This window comes from Bowmanella dokdonensis, from assembly GCF_017254865.1.
GTDB lineage: Bacteria > Pseudomonadota > Gammaproteobacteria > Enterobacterales > Alteromonadaceae > Bowmanella > Bowmanella dokdonensis.
The window spans coordinates 310,259-335,586 of record NZ_JAFKCV010000003.1 but is presented as its reverse complement, the minus strand read 5'-3'; the positions used below and the strand labels follow the sequence as shown (position 1 = coordinate 335,586).

The 25,328-nt window shown below is 54.6% G+C and carries 17 protein-coding genes; 6 read left to right on the top strand and 11 right to left on the bottom strand.

Annotated elements, in window-relative coordinates; translation table 11 throughout:
* Positions 1-35 precede the first annotated feature (35 nt).
* Positions 36-860, bottom strand: coding sequence for a MipA/OmpV family protein (locus J0A66_RS07505; RefSeq protein WP_206573169.1), 825 nt, complete (start codon positions 858-860; stop codon positions 36-38).
* A gap of 333 nt (positions 861-1,193) precedes the next feature.
* On the opposite strand from J0A66_RS07505, the gene J0A66_RS07500 reads away from it, so the two are divergent.
* The 3 genes from J0A66_RS07500 (at position 1,194) to J0A66_RS07490 (ending at position 5,952) form a co-directional block, all read left to right on the top strand.
* Positions 1,194-3,578 (top strand): TonB-dependent receptor, encoded by a 2,385-nt coding sequence (locus J0A66_RS07500; RefSeq protein ID WP_206573168.1) that lies wholly within the window; start codon positions 1,194-1,196, stop codon positions 3,576-3,578.
* A 13-nt stretch (positions 3,579-3,591) separates the two neighbouring features.
* Positions 3,592-4,293: a response regulator transcription factor gene (locus J0A66_RS07495; protein WP_241264065.1), complete on the top strand. Its 702-nt coding sequence runs from the start codon at positions 3,592-3,594 to the stop codon at positions 4,291-4,293.
* A gap of 402 nt (positions 4,294-4,695) precedes the next feature.
* Complete coding sequence (locus J0A66_RS07490) at positions 4,696-5,952, top strand: sensor histidine kinase (RefSeq protein WP_241264064.1); 1,257 nt, start codon at positions 4,696-4,698, stop codon at positions 5,950-5,952.
* A gap of 96 nt (positions 5,953-6,048) precedes the next feature.
* On the opposite strand, the gene greA is transcribed toward J0A66_RS07490, so the two are convergent.
* From greA to carA, 3 genes are read right to left on the bottom strand one after another with little or no spacing between them, the layout of a single operon-like run.
* Positions 6,049-6,525 carry a transcription elongation factor GreA gene (gene greA, locus J0A66_RS07485; RefSeq protein ID WP_206573167.1) on the bottom strand — a complete coding sequence of 159 codons (477 nt, stop codon included), beginning with the start codon at positions 6,523-6,525 and terminating at the stop codon, positions 6,049-6,051.
* Positions 6,525-9,746 (bottom strand): carbamoyl-phosphate synthase large subunit, encoded by a 3,222-nt coding sequence (gene carB / locus J0A66_RS07480; RefSeq protein WP_206573166.1) that lies wholly within the window; start codon positions 9,744-9,746, stop codon positions 6,525-6,527. The genes greA and carB overlap by 1 nt, the downstream gene beginning before the upstream one ends.
* 11 nt (positions 9,747-9,757) lie before the next feature.
* On the bottom strand, positions 9,758-10,888 hold the full coding sequence (gene carA, locus J0A66_RS07475) for a glutamine-hydrolyzing carbamoyl-phosphate synthase small subunit (protein WP_206573165.1): 1,131 nt from the start codon (positions 10,886-10,888) through the stop codon (positions 9,758-9,760).
* Positions 10,889-11,607: 719 nt separating this feature from the next.
* Between carA and J0A66_RS07470 the strand changes: the two genes are divergently transcribed.
* The gene (locus tag J0A66_RS07470; RefSeq protein ID WP_206573164.1) at positions 11,608-12,285 is read left to right on the top strand and encodes a hypothetical protein; all 678 of its coding nucleotides are present in this window, start codon (positions 11,608-11,610) and stop codon (positions 12,283-12,285) included.
* Positions 12,285-16,331 carry a pullulanase-type alpha-1,6-glucosidase gene (pulA, locus tag J0A66_RS07465; protein WP_206573163.1) on the top strand — a complete coding sequence of 1,349 codons (4,047 nt, stop codon included), beginning with the start codon at positions 12,285-12,287 and terminating at the stop codon, positions 16,329-16,331. Before J0A66_RS07470 ends, pulA begins: the two co-directional genes overlap by 1 nt.
* Before the next feature lie 44 nt (positions 16,332-16,375).
* Here pulA and dapB read toward each other — a convergent pair whose 3' ends face one another.
* The 7 genes from dapB to grpE form a co-directional block, all read right to left on the bottom strand.
* Entirely contained in the window at positions 16,376-17,176 is an 801-nt protein-coding gene (gene dapB, locus J0A66_RS07460; protein ID WP_206573162.1) for a 4-hydroxy-tetrahydrodipicolinate reductase, read from the bottom strand.
* 104 nt (positions 17,177-17,280) lie between these two features.
* Positions 17,281-17,994 (bottom strand): substrate-binding periplasmic protein, encoded by a 714-nt coding sequence (locus J0A66_RS07455; protein ID WP_206573161.1) that lies wholly within the window; start codon positions 17,992-17,994, stop codon positions 17,281-17,283.
* A gap of 212 nt (positions 17,995-18,206) precedes the next feature.
* Positions 18,207-19,241: a sugar-transfer associated ATP-grasp domain-containing protein gene (locus J0A66_RS07450; RefSeq protein WP_206573160.1), complete on the bottom strand. Its 1,035-nt coding sequence runs from the start codon at positions 19,239-19,241 to the stop codon at positions 18,207-18,209.
* Positions 19,242-19,284: 43 nt separating this feature from the next.
* Positions 19,285-20,064 (bottom strand): class I SAM-dependent methyltransferase, encoded by a 780-nt coding sequence (locus tag J0A66_RS07445; RefSeq protein ID WP_206573159.1) that lies wholly within the window; start codon positions 20,062-20,064, stop codon positions 19,285-19,287.
* A gap of 178 nt (positions 20,065-20,242) precedes the next feature.
* Positions 20,243-21,376: a molecular chaperone DnaJ gene (gene dnaJ / locus J0A66_RS07440; protein ID WP_206573310.1), complete on the bottom strand. Its 1,134-nt coding sequence runs from the start codon at positions 21,374-21,376 to the stop codon at positions 20,243-20,245.
* Between the two features lie 103 nt (positions 21,377-21,479).
* The gene (gene dnaK, locus J0A66_RS07435) at positions 21,480-23,399 is read right to left on the bottom strand and encodes a molecular chaperone DnaK (protein ID WP_206573158.1); all 1,920 of its coding nucleotides are present in this window, start codon (positions 23,397-23,399) and stop codon (positions 21,480-21,482) included.
* 118 nt (positions 23,400-23,517) lie between these two features.
* Positions 23,518-24,123, bottom strand: a complete 606-nt coding sequence (gene grpE / locus J0A66_RS07430; protein WP_206573157.1) for a nucleotide exchange factor GrpE — start codon at positions 24,121-24,123, stop codon at positions 23,518-23,520.
* A 206-nt stretch (positions 24,124-24,329) separates the two neighbouring features.
* Here grpE and nadK point away from each other — a divergent pair, with 206 nt between their 5' ends.
* Positions 24,330-25,211: an NAD(+) kinase gene (gene nadK, locus J0A66_RS07425; protein WP_206573156.1), complete on the top strand. Its 882-nt coding sequence runs from the start codon at positions 24,330-24,332 to the stop codon at positions 25,209-25,211.
* Positions 25,212-25,328: the final 117 nt, after the last annotated feature.

Sequence of the window (25,328 nt, the reverse complement as noted above, 5' to 3'; positions counted from 1 at the left end):
GAACGAAAATATATTCAATTCTCTTCTAGGGTGCATTAAAAAACATAAACAAAGCCAATACCGATTTCCGCTTCATAATCATTCCGGGATAGGGGGCTATCTGAAACGTCACTCCCGTAACGTTCGTAAAGCGCTTCACCGAAAAGCTGCCAGTTCTTGTTCAGGTAATACCGATAGTTAACATTAATGCCAACGGATCTGAATCCGCCATCAACATCGGTTTGGGGAATACCTGAATCGATGGATTGTTGCGCATTCACTCCAAAGCCCCGGTTGGCGAACTCGCTATCGTGAAAAGTGACCACCGCGCCGATTTCCCAGCCAGTGCCGTCAGGTTGGCAAGCCAAACAGGTTCCTACGCCGAAAATCCCCAGTGTGCCAATGCTTCCTGTTGATATCCGGCCATCTAAGAAGTAACGCCAGTCTTGTCCCAGGGCATGACGCACTTCCAACAGCAATTCCGCCCCAGACCCCGATTCGCCTAAGCCATTGAGTCTGCCATCTTTTGAGTCACCCTCTTCACGACCTTCTTCGTAGCCTAAGGAGGCTTGAAACAACCAGGAATCATCCACCAAAGTCCGCCAGCCAATGGCTTCTCCAGCCCAGAAAAAAATGTGTTCGCCAGTTCGCCACTGCACCCCGCCAGCCGGATCAACCTCTAGCTCAAATTCATCCGAACCCTCATAAGCAGACTCATATTCAACGCCAAGCCCAACGCCAACCCCCCAACCATCACCATGGGTAAAATCGTCGATGGAAGGAAGCGGAACCAGAGGTGTTTTTGTCTCTGCTGCATTTATCGCTCCAAAATATAAAAGCGTGCCAGCAAATGTGGCGAGTGGAAGCTGTATTCTTTTCATGGTTTCATTCCCGATAAAGTACTAGGCGGTAATACGATTTACTCCAGAGCGGGATCAACCTTTTACAGAAGAATTTGTACCGGCATTTTGTCTGTGAACTAATCAGCCCTGTTGGTGGAAAGGCTGATATTGTCACTGATTGAACACTAAACCCCTTACAAAAAGAATTTGACGCTGCTGATATTACCTTCACATTTCAGCGACGTTTTAGTCACATTGGCTTTGCTAATCTTCCAGCGTTTCATCAACTAAATACGGTCGATTCTGGGAGGGAAGCAATATGAACAGGCATTTGAAGCACGTCTCGTGGCTGACACATAGAGGGATAACATTATGAGCCGGCAATACCGACAAGTATCGTGGTTGACCCTGTGGACCCTCCTGATCGGTTTTTCATTTTTTAGCCATGCAGCAGAGGCACCCGGTGCGCTGACCCTGATAGTCAAAGATCAGACTACTGACCGGCCACTCTCAGGCGTGCAGATCAGGATCAGGGAACGGGAAACCGCTTCCATACAAACTTTAGAAACCGACGAACAAGGTCGCATCGTCGTTGAACAGCTCGACCCGGGGCTCTACTCGGTGGACCTGGCCAAAAGCGGGTTCACTTCATTGTATGAACCAAGCGTACGGGTGGTTTCGCGCAAAAACATCAAGATAGAGTTCAAACTTAGAGAAGTGGAAATAGAGAAAGTAGTGGTGCTAGGAAAGCAAACCGATACATTTGCATCAGCTTCCAGCATCTATCTCGACAGAGAAGCGCTGCGAAGCGCTGTGGGCGGCGGCGCAGATCCGCTGCTCTCACTGGACGGATTGCCGGGCCTGGCATCCGCCAGTGAATTCGCCAGCTTTAGTGTACGCGGTCGTGGCCCAAGAGATAATTTGCTATTCGTTGATGACTTTCCCTTTGATAAAGCGGTGCACTTTGATGCGACACTGGGTGAAGAGGAAGATGTCGGTGGTGGAGGTCGTTTCTCGATTTTTGCACCGAACGTTATCGACGGGGCTGAGTTCTCCCCAGGGGGCTGGGGCCCTGCTTATGGTGGCCGTGCCGCATCGCTGCTGAAACTGGATGTTGCCGATGGCAATCCTAGCCCTTCAGCCAGCCTTCGCCTCGATCTTGCGGGTTATGAAGTGGGTTACGACGGTCCTGCCGGTATCACTGAAGACGCCACGATGCTCGTTTCTGCCCGGCGACTTGACTTCGGTGCTTTGTTTGAAACCATTGAAGAACTGGATATTGGCGAACCTGTGTTAAGAGATATCATCCTGAAATCGGTCATACCCGTCAACCCGGACAACCGCATTGAAATTCTCCTGATGGATACACACGAGGACTATACCCGCGGTGTGACTCACGTTGCCGAATCGCCCGACTTTGAAGATACTGCGCTGCTGGATTTTGAACAGGATAGTGATTTGTATGGCCTGACATTGCGATCACTGATCGGTGACAAAGCGGTCTGGACCAACAAAGTTTATTACCGCACAAGCGACAAAGTCAGCTCGGAAGGCGAAGCCTTTCCTGATCTGGTACCAGCAGAATCCCCCCCGTCCAGTTTTCCGGTGCGCGAAGACATTATTACCATTGGTGAAGATGAGACGGAGATTGGCTGGCGAAGCGATTTTGAGACAATAAATCAATGGGGTGTGTTCAGTGCCGGTGTGCGGGTAACGCAAATTGAACTGGATTACCACACTGTCCTAGATGGCGACTGGATCCGTTTTGTTTACGACGATGATGATTTCAGACCTGACCCCGGGCAGCAATATATTGTGTTGACTCCCGAGAACATCAACTCTTCAATCAATCAGAAAGAAACCAGCTACGCCGGCTACGTCGATCAGGTTTTTGAACTTGGTGCTTGGGATGTTGGCACCGGCTTACGGGTGGAGCGGGATGGTTTTGCCGACCAAAGCTTCGCGTCGCCCAGGTTCAGCGTCAACTGGCAGCCGGGTGAACGGGTTAAATATTTTGCCACCGCAGGACTCTTTTATCAGTCACCCCGGTTTTTAGAGCTCGCCGCTAATGAGTCAAACAACCTTAAGAACGAAAAAATCACCCATGCCAGTGTCGGTTTAAACTACTTTCTGAACAGCCAATGGTCGGTACTAACGGAGACCTACTATCAAAACCTCGACGACCTGGTGGTCGACCTTGATCGGGCAAGCGGAACCTTTGCCAACATTGGGGAAGGCAGATCGTACGGCGTCGACATCGTGGTCAACGGTACGATCCGTGAAGGCCTTTACGCCAGCGCAACCTATTCTTACAACGATGCCGTAGTTGACCGCAAAGACGGTCGCGGTGCTGTGGCCGCTGAATTCAGTCGTAAGCATGTCGCCACCCTCGGTCTGACCTGGGAAATCAACGACCGCTGGAAGGTCGCCGGGCGCTACAAGTATCTCTCCGGCAGGCCAGACGACAACTTTGTTATTCACTCAGACGTATTGGGGCCCGGACAGCCACTACGCTATTCGAAAGAGATCACCGAGCGTAATGTCGGTCGCAAAAGCGGCTACAGTTTGTTGAACCTTCGCGTTGATTATCGGCGCGCATTCGGACCCATAGATGTCACAGCCTTTCTCGATGTCATCAACGTAACCTCAGCGTCATCGAGCGACGACACCGAGTTTGACTATCGCCGGGGCGTTGAAGTGAAAGACGATAGCGAGGCCGAGCCGCTTATTGGTCTTCGACTGGACTATGCCTGGTAAGGGGGAGGAACATATGGCACACGGGCTTGGTTCGGCGTCGATTAGAGCATTGATTGTCGAAGACAACCGCGACATATGTGAAAACATTGCCGCCTATCTGGAAAAGCACAGCTATATACTGGATTTTGCCTATGACGGTATCAGCGCGATGCACATTGCGTTGACAAACCCGTTTGACGTAATTGTTCTGGATCTGATGCTGCCGGGGATGGATGGCCTGAGTTTTTGCCAGAAGCTGCGAACCGATGCCTTCGTTGCAACGCCTGTGCTTATGCTAACGGCAAGAGACACGCTTGACGATAAACTTAAGGGGTTCGAGGCGGGCGCCGATGACTATTTGGTCAAGCCATTCGCATTACAGGAGCTGCATGCCCGACTGCAAGCGCTTTATAAACGCAGTCACGGAAAAACCGACAACCTGTTAACTGTGGGTGAGCTGACTTTGAATAGGTCCACGCTGCAAGTGCATCGCGCAGGAAGGCGCGTCGATCTCAACCCTGCCTGCATGAAACTACTGCAGCGATTGATGGAAGAGGCTCCCTCTGTTGTGGCACGCGATACGCTCGAAACCTTGCTGTGGGCTGACGAGCGCCCCGATGGTGACGCGCTACGCTCGCACATGTACAAGCTGCGTCAGGCCATCGACAGACCGTTTGACAGCCCGCTGATTCATACTGTGCATCGCATCGGCTACCGAATTTCAGAGGATGAGTAGTGGCTGTTAACCTCTTATGCGCGCGTTGCTGGCGGCCATTTTATTGTCCATCGAGGCCACAGGAGTGAAGTTTAGTGGGCCAAAATAAGCGACTGACCTATGAGAATGGAATCCATTGGAACAGCAAAGCTGGCCGCGAAGCGGTGAAATATAGGGATAGATTTCATATCACGCGGCTGGGCGGAAAAAAATGCCCGGAGCAATTTGTAACAGCTTGGCTGGCCGTTTGTCGGCGAGCATCAGGGATGACAGGAGTAAGAATGGCACCAGCCCCCTTTTCTGAAAGAGAGGGGGTTGAGGCTATAAATGGCTCATTCCGGGTTGCGCCAGCTTCGTTCAGATGGCTAAACCACACCACACGCGCCTTGATTGAGCTATTTATATCTCTCAACAAAGGGGTATATGAAAGATAAACAGCCTCTGAAAATGTACCGGCTCAGTTTACGCAAACGCGTCGCCTTTGCCTTTGCAATCTGTGTTGCCGCACTCAGCGTAGCCTGGGGATTCGCTTTCTTCGCTGCCATCAGGTTGAGCGAAGACCGTGTGCTGACACAACAGCTGCAGGTTGCTGCCAACAGCTATCCCGTTATGCCGGTGAACCTTCGCGGCTACGATGCGGTTGCCCGCTTGCCCGAATCACTGCAGGAGTGGGCGCAGACCAACCCCGCTGAGGGACTGTACGAATTCGAAGCCGAAGAGTTGCATGTGGCGGTAATCCCCTCCGGCAGTGAAAAGCCGCGCGCCTTTGTGGTGTTCGATGTAGCCGGGATTGAAGCGGCATCGTCAGAGGATTGGTGGTTGCTGCTGGTTATCACCGGTGTCGTAGGGACGCTCGGTGCCCTTGGTTTCGGACTGGGCGTGGTTGTGATGCGCAAAGCTGTCGCTCCTGTGGCGCAACTCGCCAGAGCGGTGGAGGACATCGACCTGGAGCACCTGTCAGCCGAAGATTATAAACGCATAGAGTCCGGTCGGTTTGGTGATGATGAGGTTGGCATGCTCGCTGAGACCATTGAGAAAACCCTTGAGCGTATCAGCGCTTTTGTTGAGAGGGAGCGATACTTTACCAGCTCAGCCAGTCATGAGTTGCGTACGCCCATCACGGTGATCACCGGCGCACTTGAACTGCTGGAACAAAGCGATCTGTCAGCAGCCGATGCGAAGGCGCTGAATCGGGTGAGGCGTGCGACGCTCGACATGAAAACCACCATTGAAATGTTTTTGTGCCTGGCCCGCGAAACCGACGACGGTTTGTATGACGAGCAGTTTTCAGTGATGCCGCTGGTGAGCAAAGCGATAGATCAGCAACGCTACCTGCTGAACGGCAAGTGTATCGATGTGGATATACACGAACTGGCCAAACCCTTAGTCTGCGGACATCCACAGGCTTTTTCTATCGCGGTCAATAATCTGGTGCGAAATGCGTTCGAGCACACACTCGACGGGCAGGGACCGATCACTATTCTCATCAAAGAGCAGGAGCTCTTAGTCACCAATCAGGTATGCAGTAACGCAGATGAGCGGCACACGCCGACCGAGGCGCCTTCGCATCATGGGTATGGTCTGGGCCTGGGTATAGTGCAACGGCTGTGTGAGCGCAATGGCTGGTCGTTTTCGCTGCTCGCTGACAAGAAGCGTGTAGCCACCCGTCTGTCGTGGTGACGACGGAAGCCATTGGAGATACTGAACCCTGTTGGGGCCACACAAACAAAAAACGGCGCCACGGGGCGCCGTTTTTAATTTCAAGCAAAAGCAGATCTAAAGATATTCCACTTCCACAATCTCATACTCCACCGCGCCAGCGGGGGTCTGGATATTCACCACGTCATCCTGGCTCTTGCCAATCAGCCCACGGGCGATGGGCGAGTTAACGGAGATCAGGTTGTTTTTGATATCCGCTTCGTCGTCGCCGACGATACGGTAACGGGTTTCCTTGTCCGTATCCAGGTTGAGCAGGGTCACGGTGGCGCCGAAAATGACCTTGCCATTATTGGTCATCTTGGTCACATCGATAATCTGCGCATTGGACAGTTTGGCTTCGATATCCTGAATGCGGCCTTCGCAGAAGCCCTGCTGCTCACGGGCAGCGTGGTATTCGGCATTTTCTTTCAGGTCGCCGTGCTCGCGGGCATCGGCAATGGCCTGAATGATTTGCGGCCGCTTGACACTTTTCAGTTCATTCAGCTCATTGCGCAGCATCTCTGCGCCTTTAGCTGTCATGGGTATTGGTTGCATTAACGACTTACTCTCTCATGTAATTCCTGAACAGAGCTGACTCTGGCCCTGTCATCTGCTTCCTGTGCATTGGTAGTAGCAAAGGCTGCATTCATAGTGGTGGTATAGGCGACTTTATTCAACAGGGCCTCACGACGAATATACACAGAATCATTAATCGCCTGGCGCCCCTCGGTAGTATTGATAATGTAAGAATACACACCGTTTTTAATCGCATCGACAATGTTCGGCCGGCCCTCAGCCAGCTTGTTGACCACCGCACATTCTAAGCCCGCATCATTAATGACCTGAGCCGTGCCTTTGGTGGCTTCCAGCTTGAAGCCTTTGGCCAGCATGGCCTTGGCAAGCTCCACCACTCTTTGCTTGTCCGTTTCGCGCACCGACAGCAGGGCCTTGCCGCGCTTCGGCAAAGGCGAACTGGCACCCAGGTTGGCCTTGGCATAGGCCTCTTCGAAGCTTTCACCCACGCCCATCACCTCACCGGTGCTGCGCATCTCAGGGCCAAGCAAGGGATCGACCCCCTGGAACTTGGCAAAGGGCATCACTACTTCCTTGACGGAGAAGTAAGGCGGGATGATCTCCCGGGTCACGCCCTGCTCGGCCAGCGACTGACCGGCCATGGCCCGGGCAGCGATTTTGGCTACCGGCACACCGGTCGCCTTGGACACGAAGGGCACGGTGCGGGCCGCACGGGGGTTAACTTCGATAAGATAGACTTCTCCGCCTTTTACCGCAAACTGGGTATTCATCAGGCCGATTACGCCAAGCTCCAGGGCCATGGCCCTGACCTGCTCACGCATCTTGTCCTGGATCTCCTTTGGCAGGCTGTAAGGCGGCAACGAACAGGCCGAATCACCTGAGTGAACACCCGCCTGTTCGATATGCTCCATAATACCGCCGATGACGACCTCCTTACCGTCGCTCATGGCATCGATATCCACTTCGATGGCATCATCCAAGAAGCGATCCAGCAACACCGGCGAATCGTTGGAAACTTTCACCGCTTCATTCAGGTAACGTTTCAAATCCTTAATGTCATAGACGATTTCCATGGCCCGGCCACCCAGCACATAGGAAGGACGCACCACCAGCGGGAAGCCGATCCGTTCGGCCTGGATCAGGGCCTGTTCCACATTGCTGACCGTGGCATTGGCCGGCTGCTTAAGGTTCAGCTTGTGCACCATCTGCAGGAAACGTTCACGGTCTTCGGCGCGGTCAATGGCATCCGGGCTGGTGCCGATAATAGGTACGCCGTTGGCTTCCAGAGCGCGGGCCAGTTTCAGCGGCGTCTGGCCCCCGTACTGGACGATCACGCCTTTGGGCTTCTCAACCCGGACGATTTCCAGTACGTCTTCCAGGGTCACCGGCTCGAAATACAGGCGATCCGAGGTGTCGTAATCGGTGGAGACTGTTTCAGGGTTGCAGTTGACCATAATGGTCTCATAGCCGTCCTCACGCAGGGCCAGGGCCGCATGCACACAACAGTAGTCGAACTCGATCCCCTGGCCGATACGGTTCGGCCCGCCCCCAAGCACCATGATCTTATCGCGATCGCTGGGGTTGGCTTCGCATTCCTCATCATAGGTGGAGTACATATAAGCGGTGCTGGTGGCAAACTCGGCGGCACAGGTATCCACCCGCTTGTAGACGGGTACTATACCCATCTTATGGCGGTTGCCCCGTACGTCGGCCTCGGCCACATTGGTCAGGGCCGCCAGGCGCGCGTCCGAGAAGCCTTTGCGTTTTAGCTGACGCATCAGGTCTTCATCAATACCCGACAGACCCAATTCGGCCACCCTGGCTTCCATCTGCACCAGATCTTCAATCTGCACCAGGAACCAGCGGTCAACATTGGTCAGTTGGAATATCTCATCCACCGACATGCCGATCCTGAAGGCATCGGCGATGTAGAACAACCGCTCGGCGCCGGCTTCACGCAACTCACGCACAATACGGGTGCGGGCATCAGAATCATTTAAATCAATAACAGGATCCAGCCCGTTGGCGCCGGTTTCCAGGCCACGAATGGCTTTTTGCAGGGACTCCTGCTGGTTACGGCCGATGGCCATCACCTCGCCCACCGACTTCATCTGTGTGGTCAGGCGATCATTGGCACCGGGGAATTTTTCAAAATTGAAACGTGGGATCTTGGTGACCACGTAGTCGATGGACGGCTCAAAGGAAGCCGGGGTCAAACCGCCGGTTATCTCATTGGCCAGTTCATCCAGGGTATAGCCTACCGCCAGTTTGGCGGCCACTTTGGCAATGGGGAAGCCGGTAGCCTTGGAGGCCAGCGCCGATGAGCGGGACACCCGGGGGTTCATCTCAATGATAACCATACGACCGGTCTGGGGGTCGACACCAAACTGCACGTTGGAACCGCCTGTTTCCACACCGATTTCACGCAGAATCGCCAGCGAGGCGTTACGCATGATCTGGAATTCCTTGTCGGTCAGGGTCTGGGCCGGAGCCACTGTGATGGAATCGCCGGTGTGGATACCCATAGGATCGAAGTTTTCGATGGTACACACGATAATGCAGTTGTCGTTCTTGTCCCGCACCACTTCCATTTCATATTCTTTCCAGCCAATCAGCGACTCGTCAATCAGCAGCTCATTGGTGGGCGAGAGATCCAGGCCGCGCCGGCAGACTTCCTCGAATTCCTCGATGTTGTAGGCAATACCGCCGCCGCTGCCGCCCATGGTAAAGGACGGGCGGATAATGCAGGGGAAGCCGATGCGCGAGAGTACATCGTGGGCCTGTTCCATGCTGTGGGCAATTTCGGCACGGGGACATTCCAGGCCGATGCTTTTCATGGCCTGATCGAAACGTTCCCGATCCTCGGCCTTGTCGATGGCATCGGCGGTGGCGCCGATCATCTCAACACCGAATTCCTTCAATACACCGTGACGGTCAAGATCCAGCGCGCAGTTCAATGCGGTCTGGCCGCCCATGGTGGGCAGGATGGCGTCCGGGCGCTCTTTTTCGATAATCTTCTTTACTACCTCCCAGTGAATGGGCTCGATGTAGGTGGCATCGGCCATTTCCGGGTCGGTCATGATAGTCGCCGGGTTGGAGTTAACCAGGATCACCCGGAATCCTTCCTCGCGCAGCGCTTTGCACGCCTGGGCGCCTGAGTAGTCAAATTCACAGGCCTGGCCGATAACGATGGGGCCGGCGCCGAGAATCAGAATGCTTTTTAAATCGGTACGTTTTGGCATGCTTCCCCCTGTTACTTATTGGCTGCGATAAGGTCGATAAAATGGTCGAACAACGGCGCCGCATCATGCGGGCCGGGGCTGGCCTCGGGGTGTCCCTGAAAGCTGAACGCCGGCTTGTCTGTGCGATGAATACCCTGGATGGATTTGTCGAACAGGGAAATGTGGGTCACCTCCAGGTTGGAGGGCATGGTCTTCTCATCCACCGCAAAACCGTGATTCTGACTGGTAATCATCACCCTGTTGTTGGGGATGTCCTTAACCGGATGGTTAGCCCCGTGGTGACCGAACTTCATTTTCATGGTTTTGGCGCCGCTGGCCAGGGCCAGTAACTGATGTCCCAGGCAGATGCCAAAGGTGGGGATGCCCTTGTCCACAATAGTTTTGATGGCCTCAATGGCATAGGTACAAGGCTCCGGGTCGCCAGGTCCATTGGACAGGAATACCCCATCGGGATTCATGGCCAGCACTTCATCGGCCGGGGTCTGGGCCGGCACCACCGTCAGCTTGCAGCCGCGATCCACCAGCATACGCAGGATATTGTGCTTGGCGCCGTAATCGTAGGCCACCACGTGGAAGGGCAGATCCTGGCGATTCTCCTCATGACCGCTGCCCAGCTTCCAGGAGCCGTGGTTCCACACATAGGTCTTGTCCGTGCACACTTCCTTGGCCAGATCCATTCCCTTCAGGCCGGGGAATTTCTTCGCTGCCTGAAGCGCCTTGGCTTCATCCAAATCGTCGCCGGCCATGATGCAGCCGCTTTGCGCCCCTGTGGTCCTGAGAATACGGGTCAGGCGACGGGTGTCGATATCGGCGATGCCCAGAATATTGTGCTTTTTAAGGTAGTCGGAAAGGGAGAGCTGATTGCGGAAGTTACTGGCGATGATGGGGAGGTCTCTGATAATCAGGCCTTTGGCCCAGATCCGGTTGGACTCCTCATCTTCGTCATTGGTACCTGTGTTGCCAATGTGAGGATAGGTAAGGGTCACTATCTGTTCGGCATAGGATGGGTCGGTGAGGATTTCCTGGTATCCCGTCATGGCGGTATTGAACACCACCTCTCCCACCGTGATACCATCGGCTCCAATTGCTGTCCCTTTGAAAACCGAACCGTCTTCGAGGACTAAAAGGGCGGATTTAGTCAAGTCAACCTCCTATTCGCTGCCCATATCCCTTTACTTGGCAATACGGGCATTCTGGCAACCTAAAAAAAACGGGTGTAAATGTCTGATTTACATCCCGTTTACTTGAATTTGCTGACTTCGCAGGCCGGACACTCCCGGTAAAAAGCAAAAAATTGGCAAATTCTTGGTAGTCTACATTAACTTGATAAATTCGTCCATTCTGAATTGGAAATTTTATATAAACAGCCCTTTAAACACAAAATTCCATCTAAACACACAAAACCACAAGTATCCTGTCTGCGGATGGCTCAGTTATTGTTGGCAGACCTTGCTTTTGCCCATCTCTGACAGCACTATCCCGGCCTGGTCTTACCCTGGGTGTAAGTTATTCTGACACCACCACCCTCCTGTTGCAGAGGATCCCCGGCCTGGCTGCCCTGATGCAACGGCAGAAAAATCCAAAGGGTTGGCACCCTTAATCCATCTTCTGTTTACCGCTATCAATTTGATTTTTAATAAATAAATATGCCAGATCGATGGTTACTTACAGTCGGTTGAATGGCGCCGGTGGCTCCCATGAAAACCGTTGTCCAAATGCAGTGTCAAGAATGCTGACACTCAAACAGCTGCATACGTATTCATTCGTCAAAGCCGTCACTAACCCTTGCCTGACGAGTTTTTGTTCAACTATTGTCAAGCGCTTGTAAGCATTTTGTTAAACCCCTGACGGAGAACACCTAGTGAAGCGTTACTCGAAGCTCTTGCTGCCCCTGTGCCTGCTGTTAACCCTGCCGGTACAGGCCGCCCTTATTACCAACGGTGATTTCCAGAGCTGTGATCTCGGCGGTTGGAACCTGGATACAGACGGCCTGGGCGACCAGGGTGCCACGGGTGATTTTGCCGTTGAAAACAATGCCGGTCACTGTCGTGCCCTGCTGACGGTGGATGACGGGCAAAACGCCAGCGCCTTTTTTGCCAATACCCTCTATCAGGAGCTGGATCTCAGTGTTGCCGCCGGACAGTCACTGTGGCTGAGTTTTGACTGGGAGTTTTTCGGGACCGACGGCGACCCGCTGTCCGGTGACTTCTTCAATATTTCCCTCAATGACGGCCTGGGCAACCTGTACGGAGCCGATGGCCAGTTGGGGGCGCTGTTGCAATCCTCCCTGGAAGGGCAGAGCAGTTACGGATCTGGGAGCCTCAATATCCTGCTGGACAGCAGTTTTTATAACCAGTCAGGCTGGTTCCTGGACTTTACACTGCAGGAAGGCTTTGCCATTGGTGACGGGCTGTTCTCCACCCTGGCCATCGATAATGTCAGTTTGCGCGCAGTCTCAGTGCAGGTCAGTGAGCCCGCCCTGCCCGCTTTGATGCTGCTGGGAATTCTGGCACTGTGTATGCGCAGGAGGATAAACTGATGTTCCGCTATCTTCTGAGCCTGTGTTTTTTGCTGCTGGCCCTGCCGGCAGCGGCCGATTGGCAGGACCAGTCGGAGGTCTCCTTCGATTATTCCCCAAGGCCGGTTTTCGATCGTATCAACCGCCAGTATGTGAGCCAGGTAACCCTGACCCACCAGGGTGAGGAGACACTCCCCGGCCCCCTGCGGGTGGTGGTGGATAGCAGCACCCATACCCTGAAAAATGCCGATGGCGAAGTGGACGGCAAGCCCTATATATCCCTTGCTGCAGAGAGCCTATCCCCGGGACAGTCCCTGTCATTCACCCTTAATCTGAGTATGGAACGGGTACCGCTGGCCTTATCGCTGCGATTACAGGCCGATATTGAGGATTCAGGCACCGGTCTGGTGCTGACAGACAATCAGATAGCCGTCTTTTACCAGCGTGAAGACAATGACTATACGGGTTGGGGTCTGCACCTGTGGAACGGCGAAGGCTGTGGCAATTATGCCCCCCCCACCCGCGACAGCGACTATTTCGCCAACTGGAGCAATCCCTACCCCGCCGATGGGATCCATCCCGAGTATGGTGCCTATTACGTTCTGACTATTGAGCCTGGTGCCGGATGTTATAACTTTATTATCCATAAGGACGATGACAAGGCTCTGGGACCGGATAACAGTCGTTTCGAGCCCGCCCAGGGTCAACAGGGTTTTACCTTCCACGGTTATGCAGAGATCTGGTATGAGCCACTGACCAGTCGGCCACTGTTCCTCGACGGTGCGCGGGCCCACTGGCTGGGTACCGACACTCTGGTGTGGCAGACAGGCCAGGCAGCCGAATATCGCCTTTATCACAGTGAGTCGGCAACCTTGTCGCCCATCGACGATGACAAACTGCAAAGTACCGATTATCTGCCGTTAAGCCCTGCCGATGCCGATGCCAGTTATTATCAGCGCGATCCACAGCTGACTGGTTTCAGCGGCTTTAGTCTGAGCCTGGAAGAGGATCAGGCCAAATCACTGGTCAGGAACCAGTTGATTGCGGTGGCGCTGGACGCTGAAGGAAACCTGGCCGATGCCACCCGGGTCCAAACGGGGCGGCTGCTGGACTATCTCTATACCCGCAGCCACAACGATGCCGATGAGTCCACGCTTGGCGTTCAATACCTGGGTGAGCAGGTGCTGGTATCGGTCTGGGCACCCACCGCCCGGGCACTGACATTGCAGGTGTTCGATCAGCACAAAGATCCACTGTCCAGCCACCCTATGCAATGGGATGCCGGTACCGGCATCTGGTCCTATACCGGCAACAAAGCACAGCTGGATAGGCGCTTCTACCAATTCCAGGTGGAAGTCTTCCATCCTCTGACCGAACAGGTGGAAGTCCTGACCAGTACCGATCCCTACTCCGTTAGTCTTTCCACCAATGGTCGTTACAGCCAGTTTGTTAACCTCAAAGATGCGGATCTCAAGCCCGCCGGCTGGGATGGCCATCCGGTGCCCACTGTCGGCGCCCCGGAAGACAGTATTATTTACGAGACCCACATCCGTGATTTCAGTGTCTGGGATGAGACTGTCAGCGCAGGCAACCGCGGCAAATACCTGGCATTTACCGAGGCGAACAGTCAGTCAGTTCAGCACCTGCAGTCCTTACAGCAGGCGGGGCTGACCCACATTCACCTGCTGCCGGCCAATGATATTGCCTCCATCGAAGAAGACACGAACAAGCGGGTGGATCTGAGCGACACCGTGGGCCGGCTGTGCCAGTTTAATGCCAGTGCACCTGTGTGCGGGGTGGAGGATGCCAGTGCCACGTTGCAACAGGTGCTGGAAAGCTATACCCCCGGTACGACAGACGCCCAGGCCCTGATCGATGCCATGCGCGCCCTGGATGGCTTTAACTGGGGTTACGACCCACATCATTTTGCCGCCCCTGAAGGAAGCTATGCCAGTGATCCGGACGGCGTAGCGCGAATTATTGAGATGCGCGCCATGAACCAGGCATTGCATGAGATGGGCCTGCGCACCGTGCTGGATGTGGTGTACAACCATACGGCCTCCTCCGGATTGTATGACAACTCGGTGCTGGACAAGCTGGTACCCGGCTACTACCAGCGTCTCAACGAGGTCAGCGGCCGCATCGAAAATTCCACCTGCTGTGAAAATACCGCCACAGAGCTGGTGATGATGAGCAAACTGATGCGCGACTCGCTGGTGATATTCGCCGAACAGTTTGGCTTTGACGGTTTTCGTTTTGATCTGATGGGCCATATTCCACGAGATGCCGTGTTATCAGCCAGGGACGCGGTCCGTGCCGTGGATCCTGACACCTATTTCTATGGGGAAGGCTGGAATTTTGGTGAGGTAGTCAATAACAGGCGCTTCGAACAGGCCTCTCAACTGGCCATGGCCGGTACCGAAGTGGGTACTTTCTCGGATCGCCAGCGTGAAGCTGTGCGCAGCGGTGCCCTGTTCAACGCAGGTGGCAGCCTGCATGAGCAGGACACCACCCGCATCGGTTTGGCCGGTAATATCGGCAGCTTTGAGTTTGTCGCCGCCAGCGGTAACTACCTGTCTGCCTTTGATTACCAGTGGAATGGTCAGCCGGCCGGTTATGCGCAGGATCCTGCCGATACGGTCAACTATGTGTCCAAGCACGACAATGAGACCCTGTGGGACAAACTGCAGTTTGTGTTGCCCTCCGATATGGACGCCGCCGAACGGGTCAGGATCCAGAATCAGGCACTGAGCTATCCTCTGCTCAGTCAGGGCATTCCTTTCCTGCACCTGGGCTCGGATCTGCTGCGCTCCAAATCCATGGATCGCAACACCTATGACTCGGGCGACTGGTTCAACCGGGTTGACTTCAGTCTGACGACCAACAACTGGAATGTCGGTCTGCCCCGTGCGGCTGACAACCAGAACAACTGGCTGGCCATCAGTGCCGCCAGTAGCAACCCTAACAGTCAGGTGGGGCCTGCCGATATAGCTTTCAGCGCAGCCATATTCCGCGAGTTTGTGCAGATCCGCTCAGGCAGTCCGCTGTTTCGCCTAACGGATGCCGGTCAGGTTCGCCAGCGTCTGAAGTTTCATAACACAGGGGAAGACCAGCTCCAGGGTCTGATCGCGATGAGCCTGGACGATGGGTTAGGGCTACCGGATCTGGATCCGGCATATGATGCCCTGGTGGTGGTATTTAACAGCAGCAGCGCCGCCCAGAGCGTCGAAATAGACGACGCCAACGGCTTTGTATTGCATCCGGTACAGCAGGGCTCTGAGGATCCCTTACTGCAGCAGGCCTCTGCCAATGGTGGGCACTTCAACGTACCGGCACGCACCACTGCGGTGTTCGTTAAACCACAAAGCGGGGACCAGGGCTATGGCCTGAGTGCACTGCCTCCTTATGGTGACCAGCCCATATACCTGCGCGGGGGCCTTAACGACTGGGAGACTTCCCTGCCCTTCAGTTATCAGGGCAATGACCGTTACATCCTGGATGTTCAACTGGAAACGGGAAGTTTTGAGTTTAAGATTGCCGACCAAAGCTTCAGTGCGGTCAATCTTGGTGGTGGCTTCCCGGTCACCGTGGGACAGCCGCAGACCCTCTATCAGCAAGGCAACAACCTCAGCCTGACAATCACTCAGGCTGGCGGTTATCGCTTTGAGCTGGATGCAAGCAACAGCAGCAGTCCGACCCTGACCATTATCCCGGAGGACCCCACGGCCATCCCGCCTCCCTATGGCAACCATACCCTTTACCTGCGGGGCAGCCTCAACGGCTGGGGCACCGGGATGCCACTGGCTTATGAGGGGGACGGCATTTATCAGGCCACACTGGCCCTGCCAGCCGGCACCCATCAGTTCAAGATTGCCGATGCTGACTGGGGCGGTACGGGAGGTGCCAATCTGGGCGGTAACCTGACCCTGACGGCCGGGGATACCGTTACCCTGGTGCCCGGCAGCAATGACAACCTGACCTTGTCATTAGCTGCAGGGGATGACTATCGGGTCACACTTGACGCCAGCAGTCTGGCGGGCCCCCTGCTGACCATTGCCTTTCCATAACACAAAACGGGGCCTCATGGCCCCGTTCTCTTCCGCAGTATAGGCTATTCCAGCCCCAAAACCTGCTGCATATTATACAGGCCGGCCGGTTTGTCTTTCACCCAAAGGGCGGCTCTGAGGGCGCCCCTGGCGAAGGTCAGACGGCTGCTGGCTTTATGGGTCAGCTCGAGCCGTTCCCCGATATCGGCAAACAGTGCCGTGTGCTCCCCCACCACGTCCCCAGCGCGTACAGTGGCAAAGCCGATTTGCTTCTGCGGCCTTTGTCCCGTGTGGCCTTCACGGCCGTATACGGCACATTGGTTCAGATCCCAATCGAGGGTATCGGCAATAGCCTCCCCCATGGCCATAGCCGTGCCGGACGGCGCATCCACTTTATGTCTGTGATGAGTTTCCCAGATCTCGATATCGGCGGTTTCTCCCATGACTCTGGCTGTCTGCTTGAGAAGATTCAGCAATAGGTTCACACCCACGCTGTAGTTGGCGGCAAAGACAATGGGGATGGATTGGGCCGCTGTAGTGAGCAGTGATTTCTGAGACAGGGTTAACCCCGTGGTCCCCACCACAACGGGCTTGCCATGGGCCACGCACCAGTCGAGATTGCCTTTGAGCGCCTGGGGCAGGGTAAAGTCGATCATGACATCGACCTGACCGGCCCGGTCGTCCGGCCGATCACTGACGGTCAGACCGGTACGGCCGATGCCGGCCAGTTCTCCCACATCCATGCCCAGCCAGTCCGAGCCAGAACGCACCAGTGCTGCGACCAGCTCAGCCTGTTCCGATTGGTGAAAAGCTTCAATAAGGACCCTGCCCATGCGCCCGTTGGCGCCGAATATTCCTGCTTTCATGCACAATTCCTGTCACGATTTGATGGCCGGATTGTGCCCTAATCCTGACCCGGCGTCAGCTTACAAAGCCCTATAAGACATAAGCAGATGGCAGGCCGGTAGCCTCAAGGCCAGTCCTTTTCCAGTAGTTGCTGGTATTCACCAGATTCTTTCAGTTGCCGCAGCCCCTGATTGAAAAGGTCGGTCAGCCTTTTGTCCCAGGTCGCTCCTGGATAGGTTACGGTGGGAAAGATTGGGTGAATACGCAGGCGGCCTGCGCCGTAATGCTTTTCGCTGAAGTACTCCAAAACCTTGCGATCACCGACCACCAAATCCACCCTGTCATTGAACAACAGGGTAAATTGCTGGGCACGGTCAGCCATCTCCAGGTATCCCCCATCCTCGACCAGGCTGGCAAATATCGGCCCAAGCACGTCCGAGGCTTTCTGGTAGGCCACCACGGCTTTGCCTTGCAGGTCCTGCAAGTCATCAAGTTTGAACCTGGCACTGCGGCGGCTGACAGCCACATCCTGAATCGGCATATAGGGCATGGTGGGATAAGCACCCGGTACCTCAAAGGCCATGGGGCTGGCATAATCCAGCTCTTTATCGTGGAATTTCTGCACCAGGCGCTCGTGGCTGAATACTTCCACCCGCACCTGGTAGCCGGCCTGTTCAAAAATGCGGGTCACCATCTGGTAATCGATACCGGTCAACTGACCAGCTTCATCTGCATAGGCCCAGGGCGCAGAGTAGTGCAATCCTATCCGCAAGGGTCTGTCAGCATTGGCCAGACAAACTGAGGTAAAAAGCAACATGATCAGGACTAACTGCTTCATGGTCCGGATGCCCTCGTTTGTTAAAATAATCGAGTTGGGCCTAGGGCCTGTTTATTGAGCTATATAGCTTTGTCTGAGTACGTTCTCTCCAGACTCCCCACCTTATAACCTTAATTGATACCACTGGCCAGGAAGCGAGCTTCAAATCTGCCCGGTTCAATTCGCTCAGCGACAGAGGTTTCACGGACATCCTATTGATTAATATATTTTTATCAGCCAAGCAATCTGGCCATTGGCATGTCGAAATTACGTGCCGTGACTTTATCCGGCTCCAGGTTTAATTCGATAATCACCGGTCCGTCTTTACCAATAGCCATATCCAGACCGGTAAAATGCGCATGGGGAAAGGCCCGCAACGCGTTGCCGGCCAGCTCCAGACATTCGGCCCAGAAAGGCAACTGACAGCCGGTTAGGGGCACGCCGGTATCCGGATGCTCAGTAAAAAGCTGCGGAATCACTTCACAACTCATGGCCTGGATCAGACGCCCACTGGCCATATCAATTTTGACTACAAAGCCCCCCTGTCCTGCATTGTCCACCAGGGCGCCCTGCCTGCCTACGCGTAAAATACTGCCCAGAATCTCCACCCCTGTGGCTGATTGCCTAACCCAGATCCTCAGGGTATTGACACTGGTGGGATTGAATCCCGCCATCATTGGATGCTGGATGAAAAATTCTTCGATTAATATTCCCTCATCGACATCCATATGTGTTTGTACAAACTGCTCGACTGACAATGCCACAGTCTTATCCAGGGGTTCCAAGGTGATATCGTCATGACTGAGCCTGATCCTGGCGGCAACAAATCCGCTGCCCCCCCAGCCTTCTGTGTGTTTGAAGCATAAGATTTGCCCTGCCCTTTCCCTGAGAACGGCCTGCAAATCCCCCGGCCTGCACAAGGGACGGCCATCCGCTGCATAGCCCTTATAAGAATGGAAGAAACCGACAAAGGCGGGGGTCGGTATACGGGCCAGTTGCAGTAAGGCCTTTTCTGCCACCTTGTGCTGTGAGAACTTTCGGTAAGCCGGCGGGTTAAGAAGATTGAGTCGCTTGAGATATTGCTCGCCATTAAAAAAAGCCATTTTATCCGCCAGCGAATATTCGGGTCGCCACAGCCTGGCCTCGTAATACATAACCGGACCCAGTCTGCGCAGCACAAACAGCAGTCCAAGCTCAGTAAACTGGCGCCACCTGGAAATGCCGTTCTCCCGTTGAATCCGCCTGGAGGCCTGGTTGACAAATTTCACCTTTTTCCCCAGTTGATGCCAAAACTTGCCCGGCCGGTCTGAATCAGCGGCCATATGCACTCTCCCGTAACCTCGGGGCCGGCCTGGCACTCAGATAATACAAACTCCATTGCAACCGGTGTTTGCCGTCTGACTCCCCCGGCGATAAATAATCCTGAATACCACTTAGAATGGTCTGTTCATCCGCCTTATCCAGACCGAACAGATCCCTGCAATAGCTGACCATTTCCTCCTGCGTTGTGAAGTTCCAGGTAAAATTATGTAATTTTGCCCTTTCCACCCGAAAGCCGTTTGCATCCAGTTGTTCCTGGACAGATTCATCCCAAAACAGCCCCTCATGCCCCATGGAGTTAAACTCATGGACAAACTCGTTGAGGAACTTTGCCTGTGGCGTATCCCTCAGCACATCGGCCACCACCAGGCGCCCCGAGGGGTCGAGCACCCGGGCACACTCCCTGAAGAAACTGAGTTTATCTTCAACATGATGCAAAGCGGCCAGCGACAACATGCGCTGTACGCCGGCATCTTGCAGCGGCAAGGCATGAAAGTCTCCGATGAGGCTTTTGCAGCCGGATGAGGTTGGACAATGCCGGGCAAATTCTGAGGTCGTTTCGATAAACAGGCAATGAGGCGAATCATCCTGCAGATACTGTTTCAAATAGCCGCCTCCGGCAGGCATATCTGCCAGCCACTGACCCGCCTTGGGTTGCAGGTACTCCAATGCGATGGAAAACTCTGCATCCCGTGCCCGTGGCGAACGCTCCATAGCGCGATGATAAAGCCAGGCGCGACTCTTGAATATTTTCTGATAGCTGTCAAACATCTCTTTTACCCGTAGGATCCTCAGTACCAACAAGAACGTGTATTGTCTGCAAAATGAGACAGCAGCTTTGATCCTTACGCTATCACTGGATCGATAGGGCAGACCAGCCCAAAGATTCGGCATACGGCGGTAATGCATAAAAAAACCCGGCAGCGCCGGGTTTTTGCAGGAGTTGGGATCAACTGGTTAAATCATCAAAAAACTTCTTCACGCCGTCGAAGAAGCCTTTTTCCCTGGGACGGTACTTGGCGGCTTCATCGCCGGTGCCCATGGACTTATCCAGTTCTTCAAGCATTTCTTTCTGCCTGGCGTTGAGGTTGACGGGTGTTTCCACCACCACTTTGCACATCAGATCGCCTACCGTGCCGCTGCGTACTGATTTGACGCCCTTGCCGCGCAAACGGAACATGCGTCCTGTCTGGGTCTCGGGGGCAACCTTCAGCTTGACTTTGCCATCCAGGGTCGGCACTTCGATATCGCCGCCAAGCGCTGCGCGGGTAAAGCTGATAGGCACCTCGCAGTAAAGATTATTGCCGTCACGGACAAAAATCGGGTGCTCCTTGATATGCACCTGCACATAGAGATCGCCTGCCGGCCCACCCATCTCGCCGGCTTCCCCTTCGCCACTCAGACGAATACGGTCTCCGGTGTCCACACCGGCCGGTACCTTGACCGACAGGGTCTTGGATTTCTCCACCCGGCCGTGGCCGTGACACTTACGGCAGGGGTCGGCAATGATCTTGCCCCGTCCCGAACAGGTGGGACAGGTCTGCTGCACGGCGAAAAAGCCCTGGCGCATCTGCACCTGGCCCTGGCCGTGACAGGTGGGACAGGTGGTGGGGCTGGTGCCCTTCCTGGCACCTGAGCCGTCGCATTCGTCACAGCCCACCAGGGTGGGCACCTTGATCTCGACATTTTTGCCCCGGACTGCGTCTTCCAACGACATCTCCAGGTTATAGCGGAGATCCGAGCCCTGCCGGGCACGGGACTGGCGACGGGCACCGCCACCGAAAATGTCACCGAACACATCGCCGAAAATGTCGCCGAAATCCGCATGGCCGCCACGGGCGCCGCCACCCCGGTTGGGATCGACACCGGCATGGCCGTACCTGTCGTAGGCAGCACGTTTCTGTTCGTCAGTGAGGACCTCGTAAGCTTCCTGCACTTCCTTAAATTTTTCTTCCAGGGCCTTGTCACCCTTGGTTCGGTCAGGGTGATACTTCATGGCCATACGCTTGTAGGCCTTTTTGATATCTCTTTCGGAGGCGTCTTTGGCCACCCCTAACACTTCGTAATAGTCTTGCTTCGACATATTGCTGGTCAGCTCCGATACAAACTCGGGCGCCAAAGGAAAAGTCCCCTGCGCCCGACGTTAGCTGCGGCCGCCTGCGCGGCCGCGTTAAGGTGACTCAAGATTACTTCTTGTTGTCGTCTTTGACTTCTTCGAACTCGGCATCCACCACGTCGTCGTCACCTGCTTTGGAAGCCTGGGCCTCACCTTCAGCACCCTGTTGGGCCTGCTTGGCCTGGGCCACTTCCATCAGCTTGCCGGACGCCTCGATAAGGGCCTGGGTCTTGGCTTCGATCTCAGCCTTGTCACTGCCCTTAATGGCGCTTTCCAGTGCGGACAGGGCCTCTTCGATCTTCGCTTTGTCGTCCTCACCCAGCGCATCGCCGGCTTCTTCCACCTGCTTGCGGGTGGCGTGAACCAGTCCATCGGCCTGGTTGCGAGCCTGTACCAGCTCCTCGAACTTCTTGTCCGCTTCCTTATTGGCTTCGGCGTCCCGTACCATCTGGTTCACTTCCTCCTCGGACAGACCTGAGGAAGCCTGGATGGTAATCTTCTGCTCCTTGCCGGTGTCCTTGTCCTTAGCGGAGACGTGCAGGATACCGTCTGCATCAATATCGAAGGTCACCTCGATTTGCGGCGCGCCACGCGTAGCCGGACGAATACCCTCCAGGTTAAACTGCCCCAGTGATTTGTTGCCGGAGGCCTGCTTACGCTCCCCCTGCAGCACGTGCACTGTTACCGCAGACTGGTTGTCTTCGGCAGTGGAGAACACCTGCGACTTCTTGGTCGGAATCGTGGTGTTCTTTTCGATCAGCTTGGTCATCACACCGCCCATGGTTTCAATACCCAGGGACAGAGGCGTCACATCCAGCAACAATACGTCTTTCACCTCGCCGGCCAGCACGCCGCCCTGGATAGCCGCACCCACTGCTACGGCTTCATCTGGGTTGACGTCTTTACGCGGCTCTTTGCCGAAGAATTCAGTTACATACTTCTGTACCAGCGGCATACGGGTCTGACCGCCCACCAGAATGATATCGTGAATATCATTCACTGACAGATCGGCATCGGCCAGCGCCTGCTTGACCGGCTCCAGTGAATTCTTGACCATGTCTTCCACCAGGGATTCCAGCTTGGCGCGGGTCACCTTGATGGTCAGGTGCTTGGGACCTGAAGCATCTGCAGTAATATAGGGCAGGTTCACTTCGGTCTGCTGGGCAGAAGAAAGCTCAATCTTGGCTTTCTCACCCGCTTCCTTGAGACGCTGCATGGCCAGGGGATCCTTACGCAGATCCATGCCCTGGTCTTTCTTGAATTCGTCCACCAGATAAGTAATCAGGCGATTGTCGAAATCTTCACCCCCTAAGTGCGTGTCACCGTTGGTGGCCAGAACTTCAAAGGTATGCTCCCCTTCCACTTCATCGATTTCGATGATGGAAATATCAAACGTACCACCGCCCAGGTCGTAGACAGCAATGACATTGTCACCCTTCTTCCTGTCCATTCCATAGGCCAGGGCCGCAGCGGTGGGCTCGTTGATAATCCGCTTCACTTCAAGCCCGGCAATACGGCCTGCATCTTTGGTAGCCTGACGCTGGGAGTCATTGAAGTAGGCCGGTACCGTGATCACGGCCGCGGTGACTTCCTCACCCAGGTAGTCCTCGGCAGTCTTCTTCATCTTCTTCAGCACTTCGGCAGAAATCTGCGGCGGTGCTATTTTCTTGTCGTTCACTTCGACCCAGGCGTCACCGTTATCAGCCTTGATGATGCCGAACGGCATGATGTCGATGTCGCGCTGCACTTCTTTGTCTTCCCAGCGACGACCAATCAACCGCTTGATGGCGAACAAGGTGTTCTTGGGGTTGGTAACGGCCTGACGCTTGGCAGGTTGACCAACCAATGTCTCGCCGTCTTTGGTAAAAGCGATAATCGAGGGGGTAGTACGATCCCCTTCGGCATTTTCTATTACACGAGGTTTGTCACCGTCCAGCACGGCAACACATGAATTGGTTGTACCCAAGTCAATACCAATGATTCTACCCATTAGTCCACTCCAAATGATTCGTTAAAACCTGATGTTCTCTTTGTGGGGTTGTGACACTTTGTTTTCAACAAGGTCAGCAAAAAAATCCCCAAAATCTCTGTGTTTATATGCCTGGTGCTCAGGCTTCGGTATCCACACCGCCGTCCGGGGCACGGGACACCATGACCATGGCCGGACGCAGCAGCCGACCATTCAGCTCATAGCCCTTCTGCATCACCGCCATCACCGAGTTGGGCTCCAGCTCGGCGCTTTCCTGCATAGCCATGGCCTGATGCAGGTCCGGATTAAAAGGCTGACCCTGCGGGTCGATGACCTGCATACCGAATTTCTCTATGGTGGAAATAAAGGATTTGTGCGTCAGTTCCACCCCTTCCACCAAGGGCTTAACCGCTTCATTGGACGCATCGGCCACCTGCAGGGCACGCTCCAGATTGTCGATAACCGGCAGCAATTCGCCGGCAAAGCGCTCCAGGGCAAACTTACGCGCCTTGTCCACTTCTGCATCGGCACGCTTGCGGGCGTTGTCCATGTCGGCGCGGGCCCGTAAAACGGAATCCTTCTGTTCGCTCAGGGTTGCCTTGGCGGCAGCCAATTCGGCTTCCAGCTCGGCAATCCGCTGTTGTTCAGGGCTCAACTCCTGTCCGGCTTCACTCTGTTGATTCTGTTCGGCCGTGTCAGCCTGGGGCTGATCCTGATCTTTTTCTGGCTGCTGCTCAGTGCTCATTCGCCTCTCCGTCAAAACTCTCGGTTATGAAAATTAATCGCTGCTCTAGATGGGGTTGCCGCCGGCCGATTCAAGGGCTTTTTTTTTATTTCCCTGAATTATCTGCGGGTATTGGCAGGGCAAGTCCCGCAGAGCTTGTATATTTGCCTGTGAAGTGACGATAATTTTCAATAAGATAGGCGACAAACTCCACACGGCCTAAGCGGATGCAAGCAGGTTTTGACACCATAGGACTGATTGGCAAACTCAACCATGAAGGGGCGACAGAAAGCCTCAGCGCCATCCATGCCTATCTGAAAAAACGCGGCTGCCGCATCCTGGTGGAAGAGCGGGTTGCCAAAGAGCTGGACGAAAGCGAACTCGAAGTTCTGGATCTGGTCAGCATTGGCAGGGAAGCGGACCTGGCCATAGTAGTGGGCGGCGACGGCAATATGCTCGGTGCTGCCCGGGTACTGTCACGCTTCAATGTAGGCGTCGTAGGAGTTAACCGGGGTAATCTGGGCTTTCTGACCGATATCCACCCGGATAATATCGAAACCGAACTGGACGATATTTTTGCCGGCAACTACCAGACCGAGCAGCGCTTTCTTCTGGAGGTGGAGGTTTACCGCCATGATCAGCTAAAGAGCAACAATGCGGCGATCAATGAAGCAGTCCTCCACCACGGCAAGGTCGCTCACATGATGGAGTTTGAAGTCTACATTGATGACCACTTCGTCTTCAGCCAGCGTTCAGACGGTTTGATCGTGGCCACCCCTACCGGGTCTACTGCCTATTCCCTGTCCGGCGGGGGCCCCATTATCACCCCCAACCTGGATACCTTGTGCCTGGTGCCCATGTTTCCCCATACGCTGTCCAGCCGTCCCATCGTTGTGGATGCCAACAGCATGGTGCGTCTGGTGGTATCACCTGATAACAGCGAAGCACTTCAGGTCAGCTGCGACGGCCATGTGGTACTGAGCGTGCTGCCGGGAGACGAAATTCGTATCCGCAAGAATCCCTATACCCTGCGCCTGATCCATCCCAAGAGTTACAACTATTTCAATGTACTTCGCACCAAGCTGGGCTGGGGCAGTAAGCTGTATTGAGTGAGGAGAAAACCTGACTTAACCAAGTGACCTCTCAAACTTTTTCTGCCCACTCACCACCCTCATTCTGCAAAAATCTTTTCCACTGTCTGGACAAGATAAATTTACTGTATATAG

Bases quoted from the DNA above. Each gene is read 5' to 3' on its own strand.
- J0A66_RS07505 (WP_206573169.1), bottom strand. From the start codon at position 860: ATGAAAAGAATACAGCTTCCACTCGCCACATTTGCTGGCACGCTTTTA.
- J0A66_RS07500 (WP_206573168.1), top strand. From the start codon at position 1,194: ATGAGCCGGCAATACCGACAAGTATCGTGGTTGACCCTGTGGACCCTC.
- J0A66_RS07495 (WP_241264065.1), top strand. From the start codon at position 3,592: ATGGCACACGGGCTTGGTTCGGCGTCGATTAGAGCATTGATTGTCGAA.
- J0A66_RS07490 (WP_241264064.1), top strand. From the start codon at position 4,696: ATGAAAGATAAACAGCCTCTGAAAATGTACCGGCTCAGTTTACGCAAA.
- greA (WP_206573167.1), bottom strand. From the start codon at position 6,525: ATGCAACCAATACCCATGACAGCTAAAGGCGCAGAGATGCTGCGCAAT.
- carB (WP_206573166.1), bottom strand. From the start codon at position 9,746: ATGCCAAAACGTACCGATTTAAAAAGCATTCTGATTCTCGGCGCCGGC.
- pulA (WP_206573163.1), top strand. From the start codon at position 12,285: ATGTTCCGCTATCTTCTGAGCCTGTGTTTTTTGCTGCTGGCCCTGCCG.
- dapB (WP_206573162.1), bottom strand. From the start codon at position 17,176: ATGAAAGCAGGAATATTCGGCGCCAACGGGCGCATGGGCAGGGTCCTT.
- J0A66_RS07455 (WP_206573161.1), bottom strand. From the start codon at position 17,994: ATGAAGCAGTTAGTCCTGATCATGTTGCTTTTTACCTCAGTTTGTCTG.
- J0A66_RS07445 (WP_206573159.1), bottom strand. From the start codon at position 20,064: ATGTTTGACAGCTATCAGAAAATATTCAAGAGTCGCGCCTGGCTTTAT.
- dnaJ (WP_206573310.1), bottom strand. From the start codon at position 21,376: ATGTCGAAGCAAGACTATTACGAAGTGTTAGGGGTGGCCAAAGACGCC.
- dnaK (WP_206573158.1), bottom strand. From the start codon at position 23,399: ATGGGTAGAATCATTGGTATTGACTTGGGTACAACCAATTCATGTGTT.
- grpE (WP_206573157.1), bottom strand. From the start codon at position 24,123: ATGAGCACTGAGCAGCAGCCAGAAAAAGATCAGGATCAGCCCCAGGCT.
- nadK (WP_206573156.1), top strand. From the start codon at position 24,330: ATGCAAGCAGGTTTTGACACCATAGGACTGATTGGCAAACTCAACCAT.